Annotated in this window: 21 protein-coding genes and 2 tRNA genes; 15 read left to right on the forward strand and 8 right to left on the reverse strand. The window is 49.0% G+C overall.

Features of this window, described 5'->3' with window-relative positions; all coding sequences use genetic code 11:
* The first annotated feature begins 6 nt into the window (after positions 1–6).
* The 8 genes from ACGHZ6_RS10890 to ACGHZ6_RS10925 all read left to right on the forward strand — a co-directional run bounded on the left by ACGHZ6_RS10890 (position 7) and on the right by ACGHZ6_RS10925 (position 10,387).
* Positions 7–531 carry a DsbE family thiol:disulfide interchange protein gene (locus ACGHZ6_RS10890; protein WP_390619160.1) on the forward strand — a complete coding sequence of 175 codons (525 nt, stop codon included), beginning with the start codon at positions 7–9 and terminating at the stop codon, positions 529–531.
* A 47-nt stretch (positions 532–578) separates the two neighbouring features.
* Positions 579–1,178, forward strand: coding sequence for a YigZ family protein (locus ACGHZ6_RS10895; protein ID WP_390618885.1), 600 nt, complete (start codon positions 579–581; stop codon positions 1,176–1,178).
* A 200-nt stretch (positions 1,179–1,378) separates the two neighbouring features.
* Positions 1,379–3,694: a TonB-dependent siderophore receptor gene (locus tag ACGHZ6_RS10900; RefSeq protein WP_390618886.1), complete on the forward strand. Its 2,316-nt coding sequence runs from the start codon at positions 1,379–1,381 to the stop codon at positions 3,692–3,694.
* Between the two features lie 90 nt (positions 3,695–3,784).
* Positions 3,785–4,927 carry a PepSY-associated TM helix domain-containing protein gene (locus tag ACGHZ6_RS10905; RefSeq protein WP_390618887.1) on the forward strand — a complete coding sequence of 381 codons (1,143 nt, stop codon included), beginning with the start codon at positions 3,785–3,787 and terminating at the stop codon, positions 4,925–4,927.
* 89 nt (positions 4,928–5,016) lie between these two features.
* Positions 5,017–6,396 carry an ATP-dependent RNA helicase DbpA gene (gene dbpA, locus ACGHZ6_RS10910; protein WP_390618888.1) on the forward strand — a complete coding sequence of 460 codons (1,380 nt, stop codon included), beginning with the start codon at positions 5,017–5,019 and terminating at the stop codon, positions 6,394–6,396.
* Between the two features lie 225 nt (positions 6,397–6,621).
* The gene (locus ACGHZ6_RS10915) at positions 6,622–7,872 is read left to right on the forward strand and encodes an acyl-CoA dehydrogenase family protein (protein WP_390618889.1); all 1,251 of its coding nucleotides are present in this window, start codon (positions 6,622–6,624) and stop codon (positions 7,870–7,872) included.
* Between the two features lie 127 nt (positions 7,873–7,999).
* Positions 8,000–9,463 carry a DEAD/DEAH box helicase gene (locus tag ACGHZ6_RS10920; RefSeq protein ID WP_390618890.1) on the forward strand — a complete coding sequence of 488 codons (1,464 nt, stop codon included), beginning with the start codon at positions 8,000–8,002 and terminating at the stop codon, positions 9,461–9,463.
* A gap of 12 nt (positions 9,464–9,475) precedes the next feature.
* The gene (locus ACGHZ6_RS10925) at positions 9,476–10,387 is read left to right on the forward strand and encodes a ChaN family lipoprotein (RefSeq protein WP_390618891.1); all 912 of its coding nucleotides are present in this window, start codon (positions 9,476–9,478) and stop codon (positions 10,385–10,387) included.
* 40 nt (positions 10,388–10,427) lie between these two features.
* Here ACGHZ6_RS10925 and ACGHZ6_RS10930 read toward each other — a convergent pair whose 3' ends face one another.
* The 3 genes from ACGHZ6_RS10930 to ACGHZ6_RS10940 all read right to left on the reverse strand — a co-directional run bounded on the left by ACGHZ6_RS10930 (position 10,428) and on the right by ACGHZ6_RS10940 (position 12,853).
* Entirely contained in the window at positions 10,428–10,967 is a 540-nt protein-coding gene (locus tag ACGHZ6_RS10930) for a DUF2058 domain-containing protein (protein ID WP_390618892.1), read from the reverse strand.
* Positions 10,968–11,099: 132 nt separating this feature from the next.
* Positions 11,100–12,203, reverse strand: a complete 1,104-nt coding sequence (locus ACGHZ6_RS10935; RefSeq protein WP_390618893.1) for an NADH:flavin oxidoreductase — start codon at positions 12,201–12,203, stop codon at positions 11,100–11,102.
* A gap of 74 nt (positions 12,204–12,277) precedes the next feature.
* The gene (locus ACGHZ6_RS10940) at positions 12,278–12,853 is read right to left on the reverse strand and encodes a TetR/AcrR family transcriptional regulator (RefSeq protein ID WP_390618894.1); all 576 of its coding nucleotides are present in this window, start codon (positions 12,851–12,853) and stop codon (positions 12,278–12,280) included.
* Between the two features lie 107 nt (positions 12,854–12,960).
* Here ACGHZ6_RS10940 and arfB point away from each other — a divergent pair, with 107 nt between their 5' ends.
* Entirely contained in the window at positions 12,961–13,377 is a 417-nt protein-coding gene (arfB, locus tag ACGHZ6_RS10945; RefSeq protein WP_390618895.1) for an alternative ribosome rescue aminoacyl-tRNA hydrolase ArfB, read from the forward strand.
* An 81-nt stretch (positions 13,378–13,458) separates the two neighbouring features.
* Here the strand turns inward: arfB and ACGHZ6_RS10950 are convergent, their stop codons facing one another.
* From ACGHZ6_RS10950 to ACGHZ6_RS10960, 3 genes are all read right to left on the reverse strand, one after another.
* Positions 13,459–15,477: an FAD-dependent oxidoreductase gene (locus tag ACGHZ6_RS10950; RefSeq protein ID WP_390618896.1), complete on the reverse strand. Its 2,019-nt coding sequence runs from the start codon at positions 15,475–15,477 to the stop codon at positions 13,459–13,461.
* Positions 15,478–15,599: 122 nt separating this feature from the next.
* Positions 15,600–16,004: a nuclear transport factor 2 family protein gene (locus ACGHZ6_RS10955; protein ID WP_390618897.1), complete on the reverse strand. Its 405-nt coding sequence runs from the start codon at positions 16,002–16,004 to the stop codon at positions 15,600–15,602.
* A 3-nt stretch (positions 16,005–16,007) separates the two neighbouring features.
* Positions 16,008–16,856: a crotonase/enoyl-CoA hydratase family protein gene (locus ACGHZ6_RS10960; protein ID WP_390618898.1), complete on the reverse strand. Its 849-nt coding sequence runs from the start codon at positions 16,854–16,856 to the stop codon at positions 16,008–16,010.
* A gap of 118 nt (positions 16,857–16,974) precedes the next feature.
* Between ACGHZ6_RS10960 and ACGHZ6_RS10965 the strand changes: the two genes are divergently transcribed.
* Together ACGHZ6_RS10965 and ACGHZ6_RS10970 are read left to right on the forward strand one after the other, a co-directional pair.
* Positions 16,975–17,595, forward strand: coding sequence for a TetR/AcrR family transcriptional regulator (locus ACGHZ6_RS10965; protein ID WP_390618899.1), 621 nt, complete (start codon positions 16,975–16,977; stop codon positions 17,593–17,595).
* A 74-nt stretch (positions 17,596–17,669) separates the two neighbouring features.
* Positions 17,670–17,804, forward strand: coding sequence for a hypothetical protein (locus ACGHZ6_RS10970; RefSeq protein WP_390618900.1), 135 nt, complete (start codon positions 17,670–17,672; stop codon positions 17,802–17,804).
* Positions 17,805–18,273: 469 nt separating this feature from the next.
* On the opposite strand, the gene ACGHZ6_RS10975 is transcribed toward ACGHZ6_RS10970, so the two are convergent.
* Positions 18,274–18,350, reverse strand: a tRNA-Asp gene (locus ACGHZ6_RS10975).
* A 46-nt stretch (positions 18,351–18,396) separates the two neighbouring features.
* Positions 18,397–18,472, reverse strand: a tRNA-Val gene (locus tag ACGHZ6_RS10980).
* A gap of 203 nt (positions 18,473–18,675) precedes the next feature.
* Here ACGHZ6_RS10980 and ACGHZ6_RS10985 point away from each other — a divergent pair.
* The 4 genes from ACGHZ6_RS10985 to zipA all read left to right on the forward strand — a co-directional run bounded on the left by ACGHZ6_RS10985 (position 18,676) and on the right by zipA (position 25,370).
* The gene (locus tag ACGHZ6_RS10985; protein WP_390618901.1) at positions 18,676–19,182 is read left to right on the forward strand and encodes a cytochrome c-type biogenesis protein CcmH; all 507 of its coding nucleotides are present in this window, start codon (positions 18,676–18,678) and stop codon (positions 19,180–19,182) included.
* Positions 19,183–19,227: 45 nt separating this feature from the next.
* Positions 19,228–20,505: a c-type cytochrome biogenesis protein CcmI gene (gene ccmI / locus ACGHZ6_RS10990; protein WP_390618902.1), complete on the forward strand. Its 1,278-nt coding sequence runs from the start codon at positions 19,228–19,230 to the stop codon at positions 20,503–20,505.
* A gap of 252 nt (positions 20,506–20,757) precedes the next feature.
* A complete protein-coding gene (gene smc, locus ACGHZ6_RS10995; RefSeq protein ID WP_390618903.1) occupies positions 20,758–24,264 on the forward strand; it encodes a chromosome segregation protein SMC in 3,507 nt (1,168 codons plus the stop codon).
* 107 nt (positions 24,265–24,371) lie between these two features.
* Complete coding sequence (gene zipA / locus ACGHZ6_RS11000; RefSeq protein WP_390618904.1) at positions 24,372–25,370, forward strand: cell division protein ZipA; 999 nt, start codon at positions 24,372–24,374, stop codon at positions 25,368–25,370.
* Positions 25,371–25,396 lie beyond the last annotated feature (26 nt).

Raw genomic sequence — 25,396 nt, forward strand, 5'->3', positions numbered from 1 at the left:
TGCATGATGTCTCGTTTTAAATTATTTATACCCTTGATTGTATTTGCTGTACTGGCGGGTTTCTTTTGGAAGGGGTTAAGTCTGGATCCGACCCATATGCCTTCGGCGCTGCTGGATAAACCTGTGCCGACGTTTAGTTTGGTGACCGTCAACGATCCGCAAAAACAGGTTTCCCAAGAGGATTTAAAAGGCCGGGTTTCCCTGTTAAATGTGTGGGCTACCTGGTGCATCAGTTGCCGTCAGGAGCATCCATTCCTTCTCGATATCGCAGAGAAGGGCACGCCTATCTACGGTGTGAACTACAAAGACGATGTGGAGATGGCTCGCAAATGGTTAAAGGATCTGGAAGACCCTTATCAGTTCAGTATTGTTGATGCCGATGGTCGTTTGGGCATCGATCTGGGTGTGTTTGGAGCTCCGGAAACTTATATCGTCGATAAAACCGGCGTTATACGTTACAAGCATGTGGGTGTTGTAACCGATAAAGTGTGGCAGGAAACTTTACAGCCTATCGTTCAATCCCTCCAATAGTTCAATAGCCATGCCCGATACGGGCATGGCGAGTTCATAGCATCTGCATGTCTTATCCTATTCCCGCTGCAATTTGTAAAACCGAATACGAAATCAAAAAGAGTCGATTTATTGCCTGGGCGGCTTATGCGCCAGACCGTGAAGCGGCTATGCAGTTACTATCCCAAGCCAAAAGCGAATACCCGGATGCGCGCCATCACTGCTGGGCCTACCTGTTAGGTAATCCTGCAAGCGCCGCCAGTGCCGCTATGTCTGATGATGGCGAACCTTCTGGAACAGCCGGCAAACCTATCCTCAATGTGCTGCAGCACAAGGGGGTAGGGGATGTCATGCTGGTGGTGATTCGATACTTTGGCGGTATCAAATTAGGTGCGGGCGGTTTGGTTCGTGCCTATTCTTCAGCTGCACAGCAAGTTATGGAGCAACTAGAAATTCAGCAACGTGTGGCTATGGCTGAATTTACGATCTGCTGTGACTTTTCGCAGGAGCAATTCTTGAGGCATTGGTTGGATCAGGTTCAGGGGCAGGTTATTGATATAGGCTACAGCCATCAGGTACAGGTGGTTATCTCTGTGCCGGAAAGCGAGGCTGGCGGACTACCTGATGTAGCTTCTGAGCGGGGTTGGAACCTGCTGATCGCTGAGTAATTCATTCAGCCCACCTATCTTTTCCCTCTTTTTCTATAGATTTGACGCTTAAATTGCCCCTTAAGAGGGCAATTTACACGCTATAAATGTAAATGCAGGTGCAATTGATAATGAATTGCATTATGCTTCGCGCCAAATAAATCTAGATAGCCATGGATTTAGCCTGTCATCACTAACTATTTATTTGGGGAGCACGGATAGTGTACAAGCAAGCAAGAAGCATTATGACTATGGGGGCACTGGCGCTAGGCGTTGCCACTGCCAACGCTGCACTGGCAGAAGAGAGTGGCGTAAAAGTCGCTGAGCCGGTACTGGAGCAAATTACGGTTGTTGGTAAGAACCTGGAAGGTCGTACCACCAGTGTGGGTAAAATGGATGCCGCTATTACCGATATTCCTTTCTCCGTATCTGTAATTACTCAGGACTTCTTTACTGCAACCGGTGTTAAAACACTGCAGGATGCTTTTCAGTATTCGGCGGGTGTAAATGGTGGCCCATTTGGTGTTGATTCCCGTGGTGACTGGGCGACTATTCGTGGTGTAGAGCCAACCCTTTATCTGGATGGCATGCGAAAATCTGTAGGTTCCTATAACAATACTCGTCAGGATCCTTATTCACTGGAGCGCGTGGAAATCCTGAAAGGGCCTGCCTCTGTTGGTTATGGCCAAGCCAGTCCTGGCGGTATTATCAATATGGTAAGTAAGCGTCCACAGGAAGAGTTTGGTGGTGAAGTCTGGGCACAAGTGGGCAACTTTGATCGTAAGCAATTGGCTGTTGATATTACAGGTCCAATTGATGAAGACGGTAAATGGTTATACCGTCTGGTGGCATTGAAAAAAGATGCAGATTCTCAAACCGAGCATGTTGATGACGATAGTCTGATATTTATGCCATCTTTAACTTGGAAACCAACTGATCAAACCTCGATTACCGTGCTGGTAAATGAACAGAAAAACGAAACGGGTACCTCAACTCAGTTTTTACCGGTTAGCGGTACTATATTGCCTAATCCAAACGGTGATATAGATCAGGATACATTCTTAAGTGAGCCTGATTTCGACAAATACGATTCAGAACAAACTGCCTTTACCGTTAGTTTTGAGCACGAATTTAATGAAATATTTTCACTCTCCGGTAACTATAGAAAGTCTAAGAGTGAAGTCGAGTATAGAACCATGTACCCAATGTTCTTTGGGGGCGTTAATACGACTTCTTCTATAGAAGCTCAAACATTGCTCTATGGTAATGCTGATTATCCTGGTTATATGGCTGATGGCCGCACACTTCTACGAACTGTATTGGCTAGCGACCGTTCTTCTGATGCTGAAACCTATGATTTACGCTTGAAGGCTAATTTTGAAACAGGTGCTTTAGAGCATAATGTTGTATTAGGTTATGATGTTCAAGATATCACGACTGATAACGACTACAGTTTATTAAATGACACAAGTGAATTGGCTGAACTTTATGCGAGTGAAATAACAGATTATATTGTGGCCAATGCAGTTAATCCTCTAGCTCCTACTGCTTTGGAATTTGCTGCTGCACAAGGAGCTGCGTTCGGTGTTGTACAAGGGGCTATTGTACAAAATCCACTGGATGCTTATAACCCTGTTTACGGCCAGCTTTCTACGTCTGCTGCTTCAGCTATCTACGGTTTAACGCCAACTGATCGCGCATCAAATACAGTAGAGCAGGAAGGCTTCTACTTGATGGATAAAATTCACTACGAAAACTGGATTCTGTCTGCCGGTATACGTCGTGACAAGGTAGAAAACAGTACGCAAGGCGATTCTCAGAAAGATAAAGACGAGGAAACTACCAAGCAGTTTGGCTTGATGTATCAATTTGATAGTGGTTTGTCTCCATACTTTAGTTATACAGAGTCGTTTGAGCCTGTAACCGGATTGGATGCTTCTGGACAGCGTTACAAACCTACCGAAGGTGAACAGCGTGAGTGGGGTGTTAAATACCAGCCAGAAGGTACTAGCCTGTTGTTTACTGCGGCCTATTACGATATTCAGGAAGAAAATCGAACAACTGCAGATCCTCTGAATCCTGGATTTAGTATTCAAACGGGTGGTAGTGAAATTCGTGGTTATGAACTTGAAGTTCAGGGAACTTGGAGTCAAGTTGACCTGATCGCCAGTTATACTAAGTTAGATGCTAAGCATCAGGAAGACGGAAAAGATACAGTTAATATCTCTACTATTCCTGAAGAACAGGCTTCTGCTTGGGTGACTTATCGTTTTGCTGATGAGTTAGCTGGTTTACGAATTGGTTTGGGTGCTCGTTATACCGGTAAAACTTATGATGGTACTGATAACGAGCTTTTGGAAACCGATAGCTATACGTTGGTTGACGGCATGATTGGTTACGAACTGGAAAACTGGTTTATCAGTTTGAACGGTCGTAACCTGACCGATAAAGAGCATTTAACCTCTTGTCTTGGTCGCGGTGACTGCTTCGCTGGCGAAGCTCGCACTGTTACTGCCGATGTTCGCTACAAGTTCTAATTAACGAAGTAGTAGTATCTTTTAAAGCCTCATCAGGACAACTGATGGGGCTTTTGTCGTTAAGTAGTCTCTGTTTAATGGTGACGGATTATGAATCGAACACTGTTTAAATATCACACCTGGATGGCACTAGTAACGGCGTTGCCATTAATTGTGATTTGTTTGACGGGGAGTATTCTCGTCTTCAAACATGAAATTGATAGCTTCTTAATGCCTGAAAAAGTAAGGGTTGATGTCGAACTTAAAGGCTTTGATGGTCCGGCTCGACAAAATAGAATCAATCTCGACCAATTAAGCGCGTCGGTAAAGCAACAATACCCAAATTACGAGCCTGCTGGTTGGGCGTTTTTTCTGGATCCAGGCAGGGCTGACACGGTTGTTGTAGTAGAGCATGGTTCGGCGGATAGATGCTATTTAATTGTGAATCAGTATACGGGGGAGGTGATAGCACCTCCGGTTGTATTTGATCATTACCTTACCGACTGGTTGTTAGAGCTGCACTATCACTTGCTGTTAAACGATACAGGGTTAGTGATATCCACACTGATTTCAGTCATCTTCTGTGCACTGGGTATCACGGGCGTGATTCTCTATCGCAAGTTTAGGAAAAATTTCTTCACCTTACGCTGGCGGCGTAGCATTACCGTTTTGTTTAATGATATTCACAAAATGGTAGGGACTATTGCTGCCCCTGTATTTTTGATATTGGGTTTTACAGGTGGTTACTGGAATGTCATGCATTTATGGCACGATTACATTGATCATGCCGGTGAAGAGCCGTTTATCGTTGACGGTAGGTTGTACGGTGATGGCGTCTCTCTGCAGGCCCTTTATGAGGATACCTCAGCACGAGTGGATGGATTCGTTCCAACCTATATGAGCTTACCCGATGAACTCGATCACCCAATTTACTTTTTTGGTGATGTGCCACAGGGTAATCCATTAATTAGTCAATATGGCAGTTTTATCACCTATGCTGAGCTGGATGGGCGCTTTGTTGATGCCAGTGATATCCGCGGAGCGGGTATTGCTCGTAAGGTAGATGATAGTTTCCGGCGTTTACATTTTGGTAATTTTGCAGGTCTGTGGAGCAAGGTGTTTTGGTGTGTTATGGGTGTGATGCCTCTGGTTTTGTCTGTAACCGGTATTTACGTTTGGTACCTGCGTCGGCAGAAGCGGGCAGAGGCGAGGGCCAAACGCCGGCGTAAGAGTAGACAGCTGGTATCGGCGTAATCCCTGTGGGTTAGGAAAACCTGCATGAAGACAGGGGGCGTATCTGGTAAGATTGCGGCCCTTTTCAGCCAATTCAGCGGAATACGCCTGTGTCCAGCAACGCCTTTGCCTCCTTGTCCCTCGATCCAGCCTTGCTAAAGAACTTGCAAGGCCTTGGTTATAAGGAAATGACCCCCATTCAGGCTCAAAGCCTGCCACCCATTCTTGAGGGTAAGGATGTGATTGCCAAGGCCAAAACCGGCAGTGGCAAGACGGCTGCCTTCGCCTTGGGATTACTGAATAAGCTGGAGGTCAAACGCTTCCGGATTCAAACGCTGGTCATGTGCCCAACCCGGGAACTTGCCGATCAGGTCAGCAAGGAAATCCGTCGCCTGGCTCGTGCTATTCACAATATCAAGGTGCTGACCTTGTGTGGTGGTATGCCGTTTGGTCCACAGATAGGGTCTTTGGAGCACGGCGCGCATATTGTGGTGGGAACCCCAGGACGTTTACTTGAGCACCTGGATAAGGGCCGTTTAAAGCTCGATGATATTACCACTCTGGTATTGGATGAAGCCGATCGTATGCTGGATATGGGCTTTCGCGATGATATACGCCATATTGCCAGTCAGATGCCCGCTAATCGCCAGACCTTGCTGTTTTCGGCAACCTATCCCGATGAAATCCAGTCTCTGAGTGCAGACTTCCAAAAGCAGCCAGTTAGTGTGTCCGTTGAGTCTGTTCATAGTGAACAGAATATATCCCAGCTGTTTTATCAAATTGAAAAGCATGAGCGGGTTAAAACGCTAATGGCGTTGTTGTCTCATCATCGGCCACAATCGACTGTCATTTTCTGTAATACCAAACGTCAGACACAAGATGTTGCCGATGAGCTGCAGGTCAATGGTTTTCATGCCTTGGCTATTCACGGTGATATGGAGCAAAAAGAGCGCGATCAGGTGTTGGTACGCTTTGCCAACCAGAGTAGTTCTATTTTGGTGGCTACCGATGTTGCTGCGCGCGGCTTGGATATTAAAGACCTTGAAGCGGTGATTAATTTTGAATTGTCTCGCGATCCAGAGGTGCATGTTCACCGCATTGGCCGTACCGGCCGGGCGGGTAGTGAAGGTGTGGCGTTGAGTCTCTACACCCAGTCGGAAACTTACAAACTCGAAGAGATTGAGGATTACATTAACAAACCGTTATCTTGGGGTAATCCGGATGATTTGGTTGATAATGGAGATCCTGTGAGGCCGCCAATGGTCACGCTGCAAATCGATGGCGGCAAGAAAAGCAAAGTTCGCCCAGGTGATATTTTAGGCGCGTTGACTGGCGAACACGGTATTGAGGGTGCTCATGTCGGCAAAATTGATATCTTTCCGTTTCATGCCTATGTGGCAGTTAAACGCGCCTCTGCAAATCGCGCCTTGAAATCTCTTCAGCAAGGTAAGATAAAAGGCCGCAATTTTAAAGTGAGGAAATTGCGGTAACTTGTGTATTTAGGGGTATATTTCGTTCGTGAATATACCCCTATAAATAATTGCCACTTGCCATTGGTGGTAATTCATGGGGTAGTTTTTGGTGGATTTGTACTTTATAAGTCTGCTGAATACTCCTCTATTTCAATAAATGATTTCCACCGTAAATATGCTCCCCATAAGATGTTAATAGCAGTTTAAACGCTATTGGTATCGATATTAACAGGAGCATTGGTTATGGACTTTTCTTTTAGCCCCCGAGTAGAAGAGCTTCGCCGCCAGGTACGTGATTTTATGGATGATTATATTGTCCCGCGTATAGGCCTTTGGCAGGATGAAGTACATGCGGGTCAGTACCCGGTTTCCTTTATGGAAGACCTTAAAGCGCTGGCAAAAGATCAGGGTTTATGGAATCTGTTTTTACCCCACTTAAAAGATGATGAACCAGGTACACGATTAACTAATCTTGAATATGCACCGCTCGCCGAAATTATGGGGCGTGTGGCTTGGGCCTCTGAAGTATTTAACTGCAGTGCCCCTGATACCGGCAATATGGAAGTGCTGCATATGTTTGGCTCTGAGCAGCAAAAACAACGTTGGTTAAAGCCGTTACTTAATGGCGAGATTCGTTCAGCCTTTGCGATGACCGAACCCGATGTATGTTCATCTGATGCGACCAATATTCAAACATCGATTCAGCGCAAGGGTGATGAGTATGTGATTAACGGCCGCAAGTGGTTTATCACCAATGCGTCGCATCCCCTCTGTAAGGTATTTATCGTGATGGGGAAAACAGATCCCAACGCGGATGCGCATCGACAACAGAGTATGGTGTTAGTGCCTATGGATGCACCGGGTGTAGAAGTGGTGCGCAATATCAGCGTGATGAATCACCATTCTCCGGATGGTCATTGTGAAGTGGTATTTAGAAATGTTCGTGTACCTGCCGACAATTTAATTGCAGAAGAGGGCGATGGTTTCAAAATTGCCCAGGCGCGCTTGGGGCCCGGTCGTATTCATCACTGTATGCGTTCTATTGGCATGGCAGAACTGGCGCTGGAGATGATGGTTGACCGTGTACAGGAACGAAAAGCCTTTGGTAAATATTTGCATCAACACGGCTCTGTAGCTGAATCCATAGCTAAATCGCGCATTGAAATCGATCAGGCTCGCCTGTTGGTATTAAAGGCGGCTTGGATGATAGACAATGTTGGCGCCAAAGAAGCCCGTAAAGAAATCGCTATGATCAAGGCGCTGGTACCTACCATGCATACGACCGTGGTTGATCGCGCCATTCAGATTTATGGCGCCATGGGGCTGAGCCCGGACACTCCGCTTGCCGATCTCTACAGCTTCGGTCGCTCATTACATATTGCCGATGGCCCTGATGAGGTACATCTTCGCAGTGTTTCCAAAATGGAGCTTTCAGAAGGGCAGCAACGATTAGGGGCGACATCTCCCTATTTTACGATTCCTGAAAGGCTGTAAGGGAATACAATGCCCCATATCCAGCACGTCTGTATGGCTCCTGAGAGGTATATCCTGTAAGCTTCACGCCCCTCCAGCTTCCCCTGTTTGTATGGGATTGCGGGTTCCTAACTGCGTGAGATGTTCTATGAGTTTTGCCTCTCTTGGTCTAAGTACCGAAATAGTTGATGCCGTTGCCGAACAAGGCTACGAAACCCCATCTCCAATCCAGGCGCAGGCGATCCCCGCAGTGATAGAGGGGCGTGATGTAATGGCTGCGGCTCAAACCGGCACGGGTAAGACCGCCGGCTTTACCTTGCCGTTGCTGGAGCGCTTGTCGGGCGGTGAGAAAGTGCAGGCCAATCAGGTACGTGCACTGGTATTGACGCCTACTCGTGAACTGGCAGCGCAGGTTGGCGAGAGTGTTGAGACCTATGGTAAGAATCTTCCATTGCGCTCTACGGTGGTATTTGGCGGGGTTAAAATCAATCCGCAGATGTTGCGTTTGCGTCGTGGCGTTGATGTCTTGGTGGCTACGCCTGGTCGTTTGCTGGATCTCTATAACCAAAATGCGGTGAAGTTTAAGCAGCTGGAAATCCTGGTGCTGGATGAAGCTGATCGTATGCTGGATATGGGTTTTATTCACGATATCCGTCGCATACTGAAGCTGTTACCTGCTAAGCGTCAAAACCTGCTGTTCTCGGCTACCTTCTCTGAAGAGATTCGCAATCTGGCGAAAGGGCTGGTACACAACCCTGTAGAAGTCTCAGTCGCTCCTGCCAACAGTACGGCTGAGCGGGTTGAACAGATTATTCACCCCGTCGATAAAGGGCGCAAACCGGCGTTACTGACGCAGCTAATTCACGACAATAATTGGCAGCAGGTATTGGTATTTTGTCGAACCAAGCACGGATGTAATCGTCTGGTTAAAACCCTGATTGGTAATAAAATTGAGTCCGCGGCAATTCACGGCAATAAAAGCCAGGGTGCCAGAACCAAAGCGCTGGCGGACTTTAAAAGCGGTGCTATCAGAGTACTGGTAGCAACCGATATTGCAGCACGGGGCTTGGATATTGATCAGTTGCCTCAAGTGGTAAATTTCGACTTGCCGAATGTGCCAGAAGACTATGTTCATCGCATTGGACGTACCGGTCGTGCAGGTGCCAGTGGACATGCGGTATCTTTGGTGTGTGCCGATGAGGCCAAGCAGCTACAAGCCATTGAGCGATTAATTGGCAAGTTGATTGACCGAGACATTCTGGATGGCTTCCAGCCGGTTAATCCATTGGCGCAGACCCGTTTGGATAATAAACCCAAGAAACCGAAAAAGCCGAAGAAGCCAAAAACGGAGCATCAGGATGGTCAGCGCTCTGGAGATGCGGCGCGTGGCCATAAGCCCACGGGTAAAAACAAAAAACATGTAGCAGGTAAGGGGCAGGGTAAGCCTGGCGCTAATAGCAAGGCGGATAAGTCACAGTCATCTAAGGCCCAGCCTTCTAAGAATAAGGGCTCTAAACCCAAGCCTGCTTCCGGAAATGCCAAAGCGGCAGCCGGAGCTACAGCGCAACCCCGTAAGCGTCCGCGCAAAAGACCCGTTAAACCTTCTGCCTAACAAGGATTGAATATGCGATTACTGTTTGCCTGCGTAAGTCTTTGTATCAGCATAGCGACCAATGCTCAGGAATGGCAGTCGCCGCTGCTTCAAGATCATCGTTTGGTTGGCAAGATAGTTGCCGTAGACAGCGGTGATAGCCTGATTACAGAGGCTCTACTGGAAGCCTTAAAACTAGCACCTTATGTGGTAATTGGCGAAAAGCACGACAATCCAGACCACCACGCCATCGAGCTGCAGTTGCTAGAAGCTTTGGCTAAGTCAGATTCAGCAGTCGTGTTTGAGATGCTGAATGATCAGCAAGCGCCTTTAATTTTGGGGTTGCAGGCGGGTCTAACCTCCGAAGCTTTTAAGCAACAACTTCAATGGCCAGAAAAAGGCTGGGCTTGGCAGGACTATGGCCCCTTAATGCAGTTGGTGGTTCAACAGGGGTCGAAGCTGTCTGTGGGTAATATTGATCGCGAAAAAATTAACCAGTTATATACCGGCGGCCTGGAGATTCTATCCGATAAGCAGCGATTCGAGACAATCGTGCCAGTTTCCAAAGAACGCAGTAAGCCAATTACGGAGCTGGTCTTTGATTCCCATTGTAAAATGATGCCCCGTGAACATTTACAGCCGATGGTAAATATACAGCTGGCCAAAGATGCGAGTATGGCTTATGCGATGCTTAATTCAGGGAAATCGCAAAACATTTTGATCGCCGGCAATGTTCATGCCCGTAAAGATGTGGGTGTGCCCCAACATCTTGCCGCGCAAGGTAAGCAATCCGTTACCGTGGCGATTATAGAGGTGCAGGAATCACTACAGCAGGTTGCTGATTATCCGGAAGTAAAGAATAAGCAGGCGGATTATGTATGGTTTACGCCGAAAGTGACGGATAGGGATTACTGCCAGGATCTAAAGGGTAGGGCGAAGAAGTAAGACATTGTTCTAGCCCTCAGGAAAGAGGGCTATAGAATGATTACCACATCAGGTCATCTGGAATTGGATAATCCGCATAAGGGTCATCCTCATCATCAACGTTGTCCTGTTTCTCATTGGCAACAACGATAAAGCTGTCATTACGCTGGGCAATCTTTTCAGCGACCACCTTCGGTACCAGCTCGTAATCATCCCCGTTTCTAACCAGGGCAATCTGGCCGCGGCTTAATTGGCCGGTCAGCGTCTCATCAATATAAATTTTCTTGATTGTCTTGCCATCGGTGAAGTTGTACGCCGTTTCACCTTGCTTGGTTATGCGGTGATGTTCAATCAGCTGAATGATTTGCGCCTGAATGGCTTTTTCTTCAGCCGCTGCTTGGCGTTCCTGGTTCAGCTTACGGTCACGCTCAGCTTTCTCTTGACGGGCTTGCTCAGCCTGCAGTTTTACCTCATCAACGGCTTTATCTTTAGACTTGCGTTGCACCTTATCGGACTTACGCTTGTCCTTTTTGACTTGTTTGGCTTTTTTCTTGTCCACCAGGCCAGCGCCTAGCAGTTGATCTTGTAGTGATTTGGACACAGGATGACTCTTTAAGGTTGACCATCAAAAGTCCAATAATACCAAATAAGCTCTGGCAGGTCACAGAGGGGAGGAGGCAGTCGAATACTTCAAGGTGGCAATAAAAAAAGGCGCCGATCGGCGCCTTTCAGATCAAACAAGCTCTTTAAGCATGTCCTTATCGTAAGCAACCAGATCATTCGACAGGTTGTCACGAACTTTATTGGACCAATCCGGGTTAGCAATCAGGGCGCGACCTACGGCAACCAGATCGAATTCCTCGTTATCCATACGCTGGATCAGATTGTCCAGGCTGGCAGGCTCGGCGCTCTTGAACTCAACAAAACCGTCTTCCGGTAGGAAGTCGGCATTCAGGCCAACACTACCAACAGTAATGGCAGGCTTGCCAGTGATTTTACGGGTCCAGCCAGCCAGGTTCAGATCGCTACCTTCAAACTCTGGCTCCCAGAAACGGCGAGTCGAGCAGTGGAAGATGTCTACACCGGCTTCGCTTAATGGCTTCAGGAAAGCTTCCAGCGCTTCTGGAGTCTCAACCAGGCGTGCTTCGTAATCCTGCTGCTTCCACTGGGAAAAACGCAGAATAATCGGGAAGTCAGGGCCTACGGCTTCACGACAGGCTTTGATGATTTCAATGGCGAAACGTGAACGCTGAGCCAGGTCACCGCCGTACTCATCATCGCGCTGATTGGTGCCGTCCCAGAAGAACTGGTCAATCAGGTAACCGTGGGCACCGTGAAGTTCGATAGCATCAAAGCCAATTTCTTTAGAGTCTTTGGCCGCTTGAGCGAAAGCAGCAACAACTTCATCGATATCTTCTTTGGTCATGGCATGACCGGTTACTTTGCCTGGTTTTCCCATACCGGAAGGGCTGTGGCCGGGCTCGTCACCGTTAACACCTGGGCGACGAACGCCACCAACGTGCCACAACTGAGGAGCGATTTTACCGCCTTCGGCGTGTACGGCATCGACGACTTTTTTCCAGCCGGCCAGGGCTTCATCACCGTGAATAAACGGTACATTGGGGTAACCGGTGGCGGCTTTGTGATTGATGCAGGTGCCTTCGGTCACGATCAGACCTACACCGCCTTCGGCGCGGCGGCGGTAGTATTCAACGACCATATCATTAGGGATATTGCCAGGAGAATAGGTGCGCGTCATAGGGGCCATAACAATGCGGTTATTCAGTTCCAGATTACCTAGTTTGAACGGTTGGAACAGGATGTTGGCGTTGCTCATATTTTTACCTCGATCTCTCTCGTGTATTTAACCTACTAGTAGGTAAGTTGTTGGGGTAAATTTTTTTACGCTTATCAGCCTGCGAGCTGTAAGCGCATTTGAGCCATGGTGGCCTCAAAAATCTTTTCGCCGTGTACGCGGGAATATTGCATAGCGCCTTTAAAGGCCAGTACGAAGAGGGTGGCCTGGCTAAAGCTGTCGCCCTCAAAGGTCAGCTCACCGGCTTCACGACCGTGATCCAGTAGATCGGCGATATAATTCAGTTCGTGCTCATCCAGACGCTTGAGGGCTTTTTTCATGCCGTCAGGTAAGGATGCGATATCGGCTTGCAAGCTGCTCAATGGACAGATCTTCTTCTCGCCACAGGCAAAGCGCAGATTGCCCTGAACATAGACGTCGAGCTTTTCCATCACCGTGCCTTGCAGGGCAGATATCTTCTTAAACTGATGTTCGTGCCAGTCCTGAATAGCCTCGCACAGGGCTACGCCCAAATCTGCTTTCTTGGGGAAGTGGTGATGGATGCTGGCTTTGGTGATGCCGAGCTCACGAGCGAGGTCCTGATAGCTAAAATTCTCAAACCCACGAGTTTGCAGTAGCTCCAGGCCCAGATTGACGATTTGCTCTTTACGGTTTTTCAGTCGTACTTGCATGGTATGAGATACTAACCTACTAGTAGGTTAGTTAGCAATAGGTAGAACCCCGCGGTCTAAAATCGGGTATTATTGAGGTTTCTGTACCAAATCCTTTGTGAGCCCCTATGCCCATCGTTATATCTAACCGTCTTGTCCTGGCTGACGAAGAGATAGAGCTGTCTGCCATTCGATCACAGGGCAAAGGGGGGCAGAACGTCAATAAGGTGTCTTCGGCTATTCACTTACGCTTTGATATTCGCCAATCTTCACTGCCTGAGGTCTATAAAGAGCGTTTATTGGCACTTTCTGATCAGCGTATTAACAAAGACGGTTGCGTTGTTATCAAGTCGCAGGAGTATCGTACCCAGGAAAAGAACCGCGAGGCGGCAGTTGCGCGTTTAATAGGTTTGATTAAACAGGTCATGACCGTGCAGAAGCGACGTATTGCCACCAAGCCGAGCAAGAATTCACAGAAGCGCCGAATGGATAAGAAAACCCAGCGTGGAAAGATTAAGGCTAATCGGGGCAGGGTAGATTACTAGTCTGAGAGTGCATGAAAAATGGCGCCCTCACCACGCGGGTTGTAAGGGCGCCGACAGAGTAAAACTTGTTGCTAAGGGCTGTTAGATTTCTGCTGCTAAACGTGTACCTTGATCGATAGCGCGCTTGGCATCCAGCTCGGCAGCCAGATCAGCACCACCAATCAGGTGGTGAGGCTTGTTCAAACCTTCAGCCAATTTGCTATTGGATTCCTGACCGGCACAGAGGATGATGTTGTCTACATCCAGAACACGGGTTTCGTTACCCACGGTGATGTGCAGACCTTGGTCATCAATCTTGTCGTAGCTACAACCTGGAACCATTTTCACGCCCTTGTTTACCAGGCCTGCGCGGTGGATCCAGCCAGTGGTTTTACCCAGGCCGCCACCCACTTTGGATTCTTTTCGTTGTAACAGGTAGATGTCACGCGCTGGAGGCGCAACGTCTGCTTCCACGCCTTCAATACCACCACGAGCTTTCAGGGTCATATCTACACCCCATTCTTTCATAAAGGCTTCGATATTTTGGCTGGTAGCTTCGCCACTGTGAGCCAGGTATTCGGATACATCAAAACCGATACCGCCGGCACCGATAACAGCCACTTTTTTACCTACGGCTTTTTTGTCTTTCAGAACGTCCAGATAGCCCATCACTTTCGGGTGATCAACACCTTCAATTGGAGGAACGCGAGGCGTAATACCGGTGGCGATAATAACTTCGTCGAAATCACTTTCGTTTAACTGCTCAGCACTCATTGGGCTGTTAAGTTCCAGTTTGACGCCGGTGCGCTCAATTTCGCCTTTGAAGTAACGCAGAGTCTCGTAGAACTCTTCCTTACCTGGAACCTGCTTGGCAACATTGAACTGACCGCCAATTTCGCTGGCAGCGTCAAACAGGGTGACATCGTGACCGCGCTTGGCAGCAGAGGTAGAGAAAGCCAAACCGGCAGGGCCAGCACCGATCACGGCCAGCTTCTTGGTGCTGGTCGTCGGGATCAGGTTAACTTCGGTTTCGTGACAGGCGCGTGGGTTTACCAAACAGCTGGTCATAATGCCGCTGAACACGTGGTCCAGACAAGCCTGGTTACAACCGATACAGGTATTGATCTCGTCACTCTTACCGGCAGCGGCTTTGTTTACAAAGTCAGGGTCAGCCAGGAAGGGACGCGCCATGGAAATCATATCGGCATCGCCGCGCTCAAGAACTTCTTCAGCAACTTCAGGCGTGTTAATACGGTTGGACGTTACAACGGGAATAGACAGTTCTTGCTTGAATTTCGCGGTTACCCAGGTAAATGCAGCGCGAGGAACTTTGGTGGCAATGGTCGGAATGCGGGCTTCGTGCCAGCCAATACCGGTGTTAATAATAGTGGCGCCAGCTTTTTCAATCGCTTTACCCAGGGTTACGATTTCTTCGTAATCACTGCCGCCTTCAACCAGATCCAGCATCGACAGACGGTAAATAATAATAAATTCCTCGCCTACGGCTTCACGAACACGGCGAACAACTTCTACCGGTAGACGCATACGGTTTTCGTAGCTGCCACCCCAGTCATCGTCACGCTGGTTGGTGCGTGCAGCCAGGAATTGGTTCAGGAAGTAACCTTCGGAACCCATAATTTCAACGCCGTCGTAGTTGGCTTTTTGAGCCAATACACAGATGTTTACGAAATCAACGATTTGTTGTTCGATTTCGTCTTCGGTGGCAGCTGAAGGTGTAAAAGGGTTGATCGGTGCTTTAATCGCAGAAGGAGCAATCGGGTTTTCGTTAAACGCATAACGGCCAGTATGCAGAATTTGCATACAGATTTTTCCGCCTTCTTTATGAACCGCTTCAGTAATCTTTTTGTGTTCTTCGGCGTGCTCATCGGTACAGAACTTGGTCAGGTGTTCGTGAGTGCCGCCACGCGGGTTGGGGCCAAAGCCACCGGTTACGATCAGGCCAACACCACCACGTGCACGCTCACCAAAAAAGGCGGCCATACGCTCGGCGCCGTTTGGTGCTTCTTCCAGACCCGTGTGCATGGAACCCATCAGGGTACGGTTACGCAACGTGGTAAAACCTAAATCCAGTGGTTCTAACAGTTTTTGATATTGACTCATTTTCATCTCCGGTAGCAGGCTAATGCTATTTGTTAATCGTTTATGATTTCTGCCAGGGCAGGAATCTAAAAATCACGGTTTTAGATTGGGGTCCCGTCTATGCGGGACCTCCAATGTATTTATCAAGGCTTTGGCAAAAAACCAGCATCCTGCAGGTGCTTGGTCATTTTTTCAAAGACGAGCTGCAGGGTGTTAAGTGGACGCAGCATAACTTCGAAGTGAACAATTTTTCCTTCTTCGTTCCAGCGAATCAGATCGATACCTTTGAGGTTTTTGCCATCTACAGTGGCAGCAAATTCCAGGGCCAGGCTGTCTTCGTTAATCCACTGGCGGCGGTATTCGAAGTCTTCAAAGATTTCGATAATCATTTTCAGAATGTAGGCAGTTACATCGCGTCCCAGTTTAGGTTTCCAAAGCGTAGGTGAGTGAAACTCTACGTTCTCGTCCAGCAGTTCATTGAGCAGATCAAAATCTTTTTCAAAAACAACTTTGTGCCACTGTTGCAGATTGGTTTCCATATTGCTCATGACTTATACCTCCGCCGGAATTACTGGTTCAATTACGTTTAGATCATCGAACTGAGGTTCACGACCTTCCATTTTCGCGGTAAAGGTTTCCGCCATATCGGTCATTGGTTGGAACATACCGCTCTGCCAGGTGGCCATATACTTCAAGCTGTCTGGCACGCTGTGGTCGCGGGCATAGTTAAGCATTTCTTTACAGCCGCTTACGGCCAGAGGGGAGCGAGCTGCAATCTGCGCGGCAATTTCCATCACGCCACCGAGCAGGGCTTCCTGATCTTTAAAGACCTGATTAACCAGGCCGGCTTGTTTGGCTTCCTCTGCATACATACGGCGGCCGGTGTAAGCCAGTTCACGGGTCAGGCCGTGAGAAATCAGGTGAGGCAGGCGCTGCAGGGTGCCCATATCGGCAGTCATAGCCAGCTTGGTCTCCTCAATACTGAAGAAGGCTTCTTCTGTGCAGTAGCGCATATCGCAGGCCGCAACCATATCGACGCCACCACCAATACAGCCACCTTGAATGGCTGCCAGGGTAGGCATGCGGACATTTTCAAATACACTCATGATGTCCTGGAGCTGCAGGACTTTGCGGCGGATGTTTTCATGCTTGCGCCCGAGTTCAGTTGCCTCGTTAAGGGAGCCACCCGTAAATACGGCCAGATCCATACCGGCACAGAAGTGCTTGCCAGTGGAGGACAGCACAATAACGCGCGCAGAGGCATCATTATCGATCTGTTGTACCGCTTCTGGCAGTTCACGCCAGAAGTCCGGGGTCATGGCATTGCGCTTTTCCGGGTTGTTTAGCTTTATATGTGCGATCTTGTCGCTTATTTCAACGGTTAGGCTTTTATAGCTCATGGTTGTATTGGCTCTCTCTCGCCGTGTTTTTAGTTTTAACTGGACGGTGTCAAGTTTGTGTTTGCATAGATTATTGATGAATTTTGACGGTGTCAAGATAGGGTGATACATTGTCGCCATGACACAGAATGCACAAAACACCGTTAAGAAGGCCTATCACCACGGCGATTTGCGCCAGCAGTTGATCCATCAGGCCGCCAAAATGATTCGCGAAGAGGGGGAGGCAGCATTATCCATGCGTAAGCTGGCTGCCCAGCTTGGGGTGTCCAGAACCGCTCCCTATCACCACTTTGAAGACAAACAGGCGCTGTTGTGCGCTATAGCTGAAGAAGGCTTTCGCCTTTTTGATGAGCATGGTCTTGAAGGCAAGCGCTATGAGAATATAGAAAACTATCTCAGCCACCATATCCGCAGTTATGTCTTTTTTGCTGTCGAAAACTCTGAGTATTATGACTTGATGTTTGGTGGTCAGATTTGGAAAGCGGAAGGGGGGTTAACCCAATCTCTCAAAGAGCGTTCCTATAAGGTATTCCGAACTTACACCGAGCATATGACCAAGTTGACTGAAGGTATGTTGCCGGAAGGTGTGACGCCGCTGCGTTTTGCGCAGGTTACCTGGAGCACTATGCATGGCCTCAGTCGTTTAATGATTGATGGTATTTATGTTGAGCGCGAGGCGATTGAGGGGATGTGTGATGCCTCGGTAAAGGTGTTGCTACAGAACCTCAAACTTACTTGATGGAGGTCAATAACCCTTATCCAGGTAAGGCCTATTCTGTATACATGAGTTAATAGCCAAGAGGAGGTAACCTCATGTATATGGATGGTGTAGTTGCGTACGGTATTGTGATTGTGGCGTTGACCTGTGTGGTTGTGGGTTATGTAGGCCGCTATATGATTAAGCATATTCGCGAAGATGCGGAGAAGGCTGAAAAGCAGGCTAACTAATCGTTAGAAAAAAATTTGTCCGAGGAAGGGTTGTTGCACGATGGTGTGACAGCCCTTTTTTTGTGTTTGAGATTTAATGGTGTGCTTGGCCCCGGAGTCAGCCGGTAAAGCTGCTCTTCGCGCCCATAAGTGGCAGGCAAAAGTCAGCGCTACGTAAACTCGCAAAAGGCGCTCAGACAACCTTCGCGACTACCCTGACTTTTGCCTGCCACTTAAGCGATGGGCTGATTGCTACGAGCAGCTTTACCGACTGACTCCTACCATAGTGCAGGATTAGAGTTTATGGTGAGGAAATGGGGGGCAATAAAAAAGCCGATTATCTTTCGATAATCGGCTTTTTGGAATAGTGGCGGACCGGACGGGACTCGACCCCGCGGCTGATCGGCGTGCATAGATTGCCCGGTATTCTAAATCCTTCGGACACAAAAAAGGCGCTGAATCTTGCGAAGCAGCGCCTTTTTCTAAATAGTGGCGGACCGGACGGGACTCGAACCCGCGACCCCCGGCGTGACAGGCCGGTATTCTAACCAACTGAACTACCGGTCCGCTAATTCTGACAGTTATACAACACTTCGTGTCACGCTTGAAGTATTGGTGGGTGGTGAGGGGATCGAACCCCCGACCCTCGCCTTGTAAGGGCGATGCTCTCCCAGCTGAGCTAACCACCCGCGCTGTCAGGAGCCGCGTATATTAATGATTTAATTTTTCCCGTCAACGGTTTTTTTGCAATTTTTCCTTTTTATATCAATAGCTTCGATTTTGTATGAATGTTCATAGCTTGGGCCACTATGGACGCTGACTTATAGAGGCGGGTGGGGGCAGCTGATATACTCCGGCAGATAATGTGACCGATAAGTGCTAGGGAGTCTTCGTGTTGGGAACCAATTTATTGGCAAAGTGGTGTGCTGCAGTCCTTTTGTGGGGGCTGGCAAGTGCGGCCTGGTCAGTTGTTGATGTATTCGAGTTTAACTCTGACGTGGATCGTGAACGTTATCTTGAATTAATCGAAGAGATGCGTTGTCCAAAATGCCAGAATCAAAATTTGGCAGGATCGGATTCACCTATCGCGCAGGATTTACGCCGTGAGATTCATCGCATGTTGGATGAAGGCAAGTCTGATCAAGAGATCGTTGATTTTATGGTGGCCCGTTACGGCGAGTATGTTTTATACCGCCCGCGTGTTCAGCGTTCGACCTGGATTCTGTGGGGGCTGCCGCTGGGGCTGGTAACCTTTGGCGTTATCCTGTTGTTGTTGATCGGGCGAAAGCGCAAAGAGCAGTTAGCGCCGTCCGGTTTAAGTAGTGCTGATGCGGAGCGTTTGCAGGCGCTAAAACAAGAGGCTGAAAAGCGCGCTAAGAACGACAGTAATCAGTCTTAATCAAGACTCAAGACCCTTATATAAGAATCGTTTTAGGAGTAGTTCATGGGGAGTTTTTGGCTTTGGGGCGCTGGGCTGGGATTGCTTGCCAGTGGTTTTGTGCTCTGGCCTCTGTTGCGACAGGGTAGCAGTTCTACGGCAAATGATGGCACTGCAGCTCGTGATGAGGTGGTACTTGATCTTTATCGTCTGCATCTTGAAGACCTGCAAAAGCAGCTCGACGCTGGTGAGATTAGTCAGGACGAGTTTGATAAGTTGAGCCAGGAAAATGAGCTGGCTTTGTTGGAGGATACTGCGGTAAGCGCCAATGAAACACACCGCTCAGGTGGTAAGTTGGTGTTGTGGCTGATTGCGTTTTTGGTACCAGCCTTGGCAACGATGATGTATTGGCAGCGGGGTTCGCAAGAGGATCTTGCCATTCAATCTCTGCGACAGGAGCTTATGTCGATTCATTTTGGCTCTGAGGCTGATGTGCAAAAAGCCCAGGTGTTAAGTCAGCAGCTTAAGCAGCGTATTCATGAACGGGTCAAATCCCAGCCGGACAATCTGCAGTATTGGTACAGTCTGGCTCGCATGTCAGTTGGCGAGGGTGATTATGCGCTTGCGGTAGAGGCTTACCAGGCTATTTTGCAGGCCGAGCCGGATAACGCCAAAATGCTTTCAGAATTGGCTCAAGCTCAATTTCTATTGGCTGAGAACAAGGTTACACCGGTTGTCAGTGGCCTGATTGCCCAGGCCTTGGCCAAGAATCCACAGGAGCCTACAGCGCTGGGTTTGGCTGGCATCGAGGCATTTGAACAGCAGAATTATGCCTCAGCGGTGACTTATTGGCGTAGGGCTATTGCCCAGTTGGGGCCCAATGCGCCTGGTGCCGAGGCGTTGGAAGGCGGCATTCAGCGTGCCAGAGCTCTGATGGGCGATGTAACTGAGAGTGATGCCATAGCAGATGCTGCCGCTGATTCGGCCGAGGATGCGGTAGATCAACCTCGCGTGGTGTTAAATGTATCGCTGGGTGATGCTGCTGAAGCAACACCCGAGCAGCTGGTATATGTCTACGCGCGCGCCTGGCAGGGGCCGAAGATGCCTTTAGCCATTACCCGTATACGTGTTGCGGATCTGCCGGCTCAGGTCACCTTGGATAACACTATGTCCATGATGGCCGGTATGAATCTGAGCAGTGTTCCCGAGTTAGAGTTGGTTGCACGTATTTCCCGTGATGGCGGCCCGGTAGCCCAAGAAGGTGATTGGCAAGCTTCTAAAGGGCCTCTGAGTCTTAGTCAGCTTGAGGATGAACTAAGCCTGGTTATAGATTCTCAGCTGTAATAAAAGCCTAAAAAATGCTCGTTTCGAGCAAGGGGTGAGCAGTCTTGTCGGCTGCTTGCCCGTCACAAAATTTCCCACCGGCAAAAGCTGTAATACCCCACTTAAATGTGTAAAATTCGTTCCTTATAGGTCCCGTTTGAGCCCGTTTGGTGCGCTCCGGGCATTGGGGAATTAATCGGTCAAATTAATTCAAGGTTGACCGATAAAAGAATAAGAAAATCAATAGCTTACCGATTTGAGTGACACGTATTTATGCGGCTAAAGTGTATTAAGCTGGCGGGGTTTAAATCCTTCGTCGATCCGACGACGGTTTCATTTCCAAGTAATCTCTGTGCCATTGTGGGCCCTAATGGCTGTGGCAAGTCCAACACCATTGACGCCGTTCGCTGGGTAATGGGTGAATCATCCGCAAAGAACCTGCGTGGTGAGTCCATGACCGACGTTATTTTTAACGGATCTGGTGGCCGTAAACCGGTTGGTCAGGCCTCCATTGAGCTGGTTTTCGATAACAGTGATGGCACCTTGGTGGGTGAGTACGCGGGATTCTCCGAGATCTCCATTAAGCGTAAAGTAACCCGCGACGCCACCAACACCTATTACTTGAACGGCACCAAGTGTCGTCGTCGTGATATTACCGATATCTTCCTGGGCACGGGTTTGGGGCCACGCAGTTACGCGATTATCGAGCAGGGCATGATCTCCAAGCTGATCGAGGCCAAGCCAGAAGAGCTGCGGGTGTATATCGAAGAAGCGGCCGGTATTTCCAAATACAAAGAGCGCCGTCGCGATACCGAAAACCGTATGCGTCGTACCCAGGAAAACCTGGAGCGTTTGACGGATATTCGTGAAGAACTGGAGCGCCAGTTGGCGCGTTTGGAGCGTCAGTCTCAGGCGGCTGAAAAGTACACCACCTTTAAGAAAGAAGAACGTTTACTAAAAGCTCAGCTGCAAGCCTTGCGTTTTAAGAACCTTGATGATCGCGCCAGCGGCAAGCAAGACGTTATTCGTGAGCTGGAGTTACAGGTTGAGTCCTTCGTGACCGATCAGGTAAATCTCGATACTCAAATTGAAAAATACCGCACCCAATACACAGAGCTTGGTGACAAGTTTAATGATGTTCAGGGGCGTTTCTATGCTATCGGTGCCGATATTGCCCGTGTCGAGCAAACCATTCAGCACTCCCAGGAGCGTGGTCGTCAGCTGCAAACCGATTTGGAGCAAACCGAGCGTGACTGTAAAGAGTCCGAAGCCCACCTGGTAGCCGACAAAGATAAAGTCGAAGCTTGGGAAATGGAGCTGATGGAGATCGAGCCAGAGTTGGAAATGCTCAAGGCAACCGAAGATGACTCCGCCGAACTCCTGCAGGAAGCTGAAGATGCCATGCAAAACTGGCAGCAGGATTGGGATAGCTTTAACCAGACTGCTGCCGAGCCGCGTCAACGCGCTGAAGTACAACAGTCTCGTATTCAGCATTTGGAGCAAGCGCAAAGCCGTCTGCTCGACCGCATTAAAAAGCTCAACGAAGAAAAGAACAATCTCAGTGCCGGTTCTGTCGAAGAAGAAATTGGTGAACTGACCGAAGAACTGGCTGAGCTAGATCTTTCGGCGGACGAAAAGCGTGATCGCGTTGAGTCGCTGAGTGAGCAAATTGATCAGTTGCGCGAGTCTACCTCTGAAGATAATAACCAGTTGGATCAGGTGCGCAGTCAACTGCAAACCATGCGTGGTCGTCATGCGTCCCTGGAGGCGTTGCAGCAAGCCGCGCTGGGTGAAACCAGCGAAGCCGTAACCACCTGGTTGGAAGAAAATCAGTTACAAAGCAGTCCGCGTTTATCTGAATCCCTGGAAGTGCAGGATGGTTGGGATAAAGCCGTAGAAACTGTGTTGGGTAATGCGCTACAGGCTGTTTGCATCGATGGTATGGATGCGGTTGCCGATGTGATTGGTGGTTTAACGCAGGGTAGTCTGGTGCTGCTGGATAAAACCCATACGCCAAGCGCGGAAGGCGCTGTAGCCAGCTTGCTGTCTGACAAGGTGTCTGCCCTCTGGAATGTTGCCAGTGTGTTGGGCGGTGTTTATGTGGCTGATGATTTGGCAGCAGCGTTGGCGTTGCGCGATAAATTAAAGGCCAATGAGTCTGTAGTGACCAAAGATGGCCTGTGGTTGGGCGCAAACTGGTTGCGTGTTGCGCGTGATACCGATGCTTCCAGCGGTATGTTGGCTCGTAAGCAAGAGCTTGAAGAGTTGACTGCACAGATCGAAGAGGCTGAAGAGCGTGTTGAGAGTCTGAACGCCAAGCTTGACGAAAGTCGTGAGAAAGTAAAAGCCCTTGAGCAAGATCGTGAAAACCAGCGTCGCGAAGCGGAAGCCTTAAACCGTCGCTACGGCGAATTGCGCTCTCAAGTAAGTGCCAAGCAAGTTCGTATTGAGCAAATCGCCATGCGCCGCGAGCGTGCGGAAAACGAAATCAAAGATGCGCGTGAGCAAATGGATCAAGAGGGCGAAAGCCTGTCCGAAGCGCGTATGATCCTGCAGGAAGCCATCGATGCGATGGAGCAGGATACTGATCGACGTGAAGAATTGTTGACGACCCGCGATAGCATTCGTGAAAAGCTTGATCAGGCACGTCAGCGTGCTCGTCACGATAAGGATAAAGGCCACGAGCTGGCCATGCGTTATCAATCGGTTAAAACCCAATTGGATGCAGTACGCTCTGGTATTGAGCGTTTGCGTGAGCAAACCCAGCGTTTGCAAGAGCGTCGCGATCAATTGCGCGATAGCTTAAGTGACAACCGTGATCCTATCGAAGAAAGCAAGATGGAGCTTGAAGGCTTGCTGGCCAAGCGTATCGATGTGGAGACCGAATTGGGTGAAGCCCGTAAAGCGGTGGAAACCGTTGAGCAGGATTTGCGCAAGGCGGAACAGGATCGCAACCGTTACGAGCAGGATGTGCAGTCGGTGCGTACCCGTCTTGAGCAGGAGCGTTTGTTTGCCCGTGAAGTCGAAGTACAGCGCTCCACGCTGGAAGAGCAGCTGAAAGAAGAAAACTTCCATCTGCCAACCCTGTTGGAACAATTGCCAGAGGATGCTGAAGAGCAGCCGATGGAAGAAGAGCTGGAAAGGATTGGTAATCGCATCAGCCGTTTAGGCCCTATTAACCTGGCGGCGATTGATGAATACAAGACTGAGTCTGAGCGTAAGAATTACCTGGATGCGCAAAACGATGACCTGATTGAAGCGCTGGATACGCTGGAAAACGCGATTAAGAAAATTGACCGCGAAACCCGTACCCGCTTTAAGGAAACCTTTGATCAGGTAAACAGTGGTTTGCAGGAGTTGTTCCCGAAAGTCTTCGGTGGTGGTCATGCCTACCTGGAACTGACTGGAGAGGACTTGCTGGATACCGGTATCGCCATTATGGCGCGACCACCAGGCAAGCGTAACAGTACCATTCACTTGCTGTCCGGTGGTGAAAAAGCCCTGACAGCGATTGCACTGGTATTCTCTATCTTCCGTCTGAATCCAGCACCTTTCTGTATGTTGGATGAGGTAGATGCACCATTGGATGATGCCAACGTGGGTCGTTATGCGCGCATGGTTGAGGAAATGTCCAAGCACGTACAGTTTATTTATATTACCCACAACAAGATTGCCATGGAGATGGCGCACCAGTTGATGGGGGTTACCATGCACGAGCCGGGTGTATCTCGTCTGGTAACCGTGGATGTAGAAGAGGCAGCTGAACTGGCCGCGCTCTAATATGAATCGTAGCGTTAATGTTGATTGTTTAAACGGTAGTAACGTTTAAAAGGGTTGTGATAGCTATGAATAGCAAACAATCAGAGACTAAGGGAGCACGATAACGAATGGATTTCGCAATGCGTGAATGGCTAACGGTCATTATTGTTTTATTGATTGTCGGTGTTTTGCTAGACGGCTGGCGACGTATGCGCCAGTCGCGCCGTGACTCGATAAAAATGTCTCTAAGTATGCACAAAGGCATTGATAAAGCCGACTTGGAAAATTACGGCAGTGAGTTGCCTAATGGTGGCGCTCGCGTCGTAGCTTCTCGCGATGAAGACGAAGCTCGTGAGCTGACCAAAAGCTTACAGGAAAACTTTGAAGAAACTCAGGGGTTAAAACCTGCCAAGCCACGCATTCCTGAACAGGTTGCACTTAACCTTGAAGATCTGGGTCTTGAGGAAGAGGTGCCCATGCTGATGGAATCTGTGGTTCAGGATACTTCAGACGCTGAGGAGCCTATCCAGGAAGATACTGCCGAGCGTGATCTTATTGCAGAGGGTATTGCTGACCCAATTGCTGAAGATCCGTTGATGGAAGGGGTTGAAGAAGACCGAGTTGAGCCTGTGATCACTGCTGAGCCAGTGGCAGAGTCAACAGCGCCTCGTGAGGTTGATTCGGCCTCTGAGGCAGAAGAGGTCATTATTCTCAACGTTATGGCCCGAGAAGGCCAGCGTATGGCCGGTAATGCGCTGCTGGAAGTATTACTGGAGTGCGGCATGCGCTACGGTGATATGCAGATCTTCCATTTCCACCAGCAGGAAAATGGCGAAGGGCCGATTCTGTTCAGTCTGGCCAATATGGTTGTACCGGGCACATTTGATTTGTCAGCCATGGATAACTTTGCCACCCCGGGTGTGAGTTTATTCTTAACCTTGCCGGTTGCGGGTAGCTCCATGCAGGCCTTTGATGCCATGCTGCATACTGCGCAAAGCTTGTGTGACAACCTGGGTGCTGAACTCAAAGATGAAAACCGCAGCGTGATGACAGGGCAAACCATAGAGCACTGTCGTCAGCGGATTAGCGAGTTTGAGCGTAAGCAATTGTCACGAGCGCCAGCCTAAACTCTGATTGTCGCCGCGTTATCGCG

It is taken from the genome of Maricurvus nonylphenolicus, from assembly GCF_042854845.1.
In the GTDB taxonomy this organism is placed as follows: domain Bacteria; phylum Pseudomonadota; class Gammaproteobacteria; order Pseudomonadales; family Cellvibrionaceae; genus Maricurvus; species Maricurvus nonylphenolicus.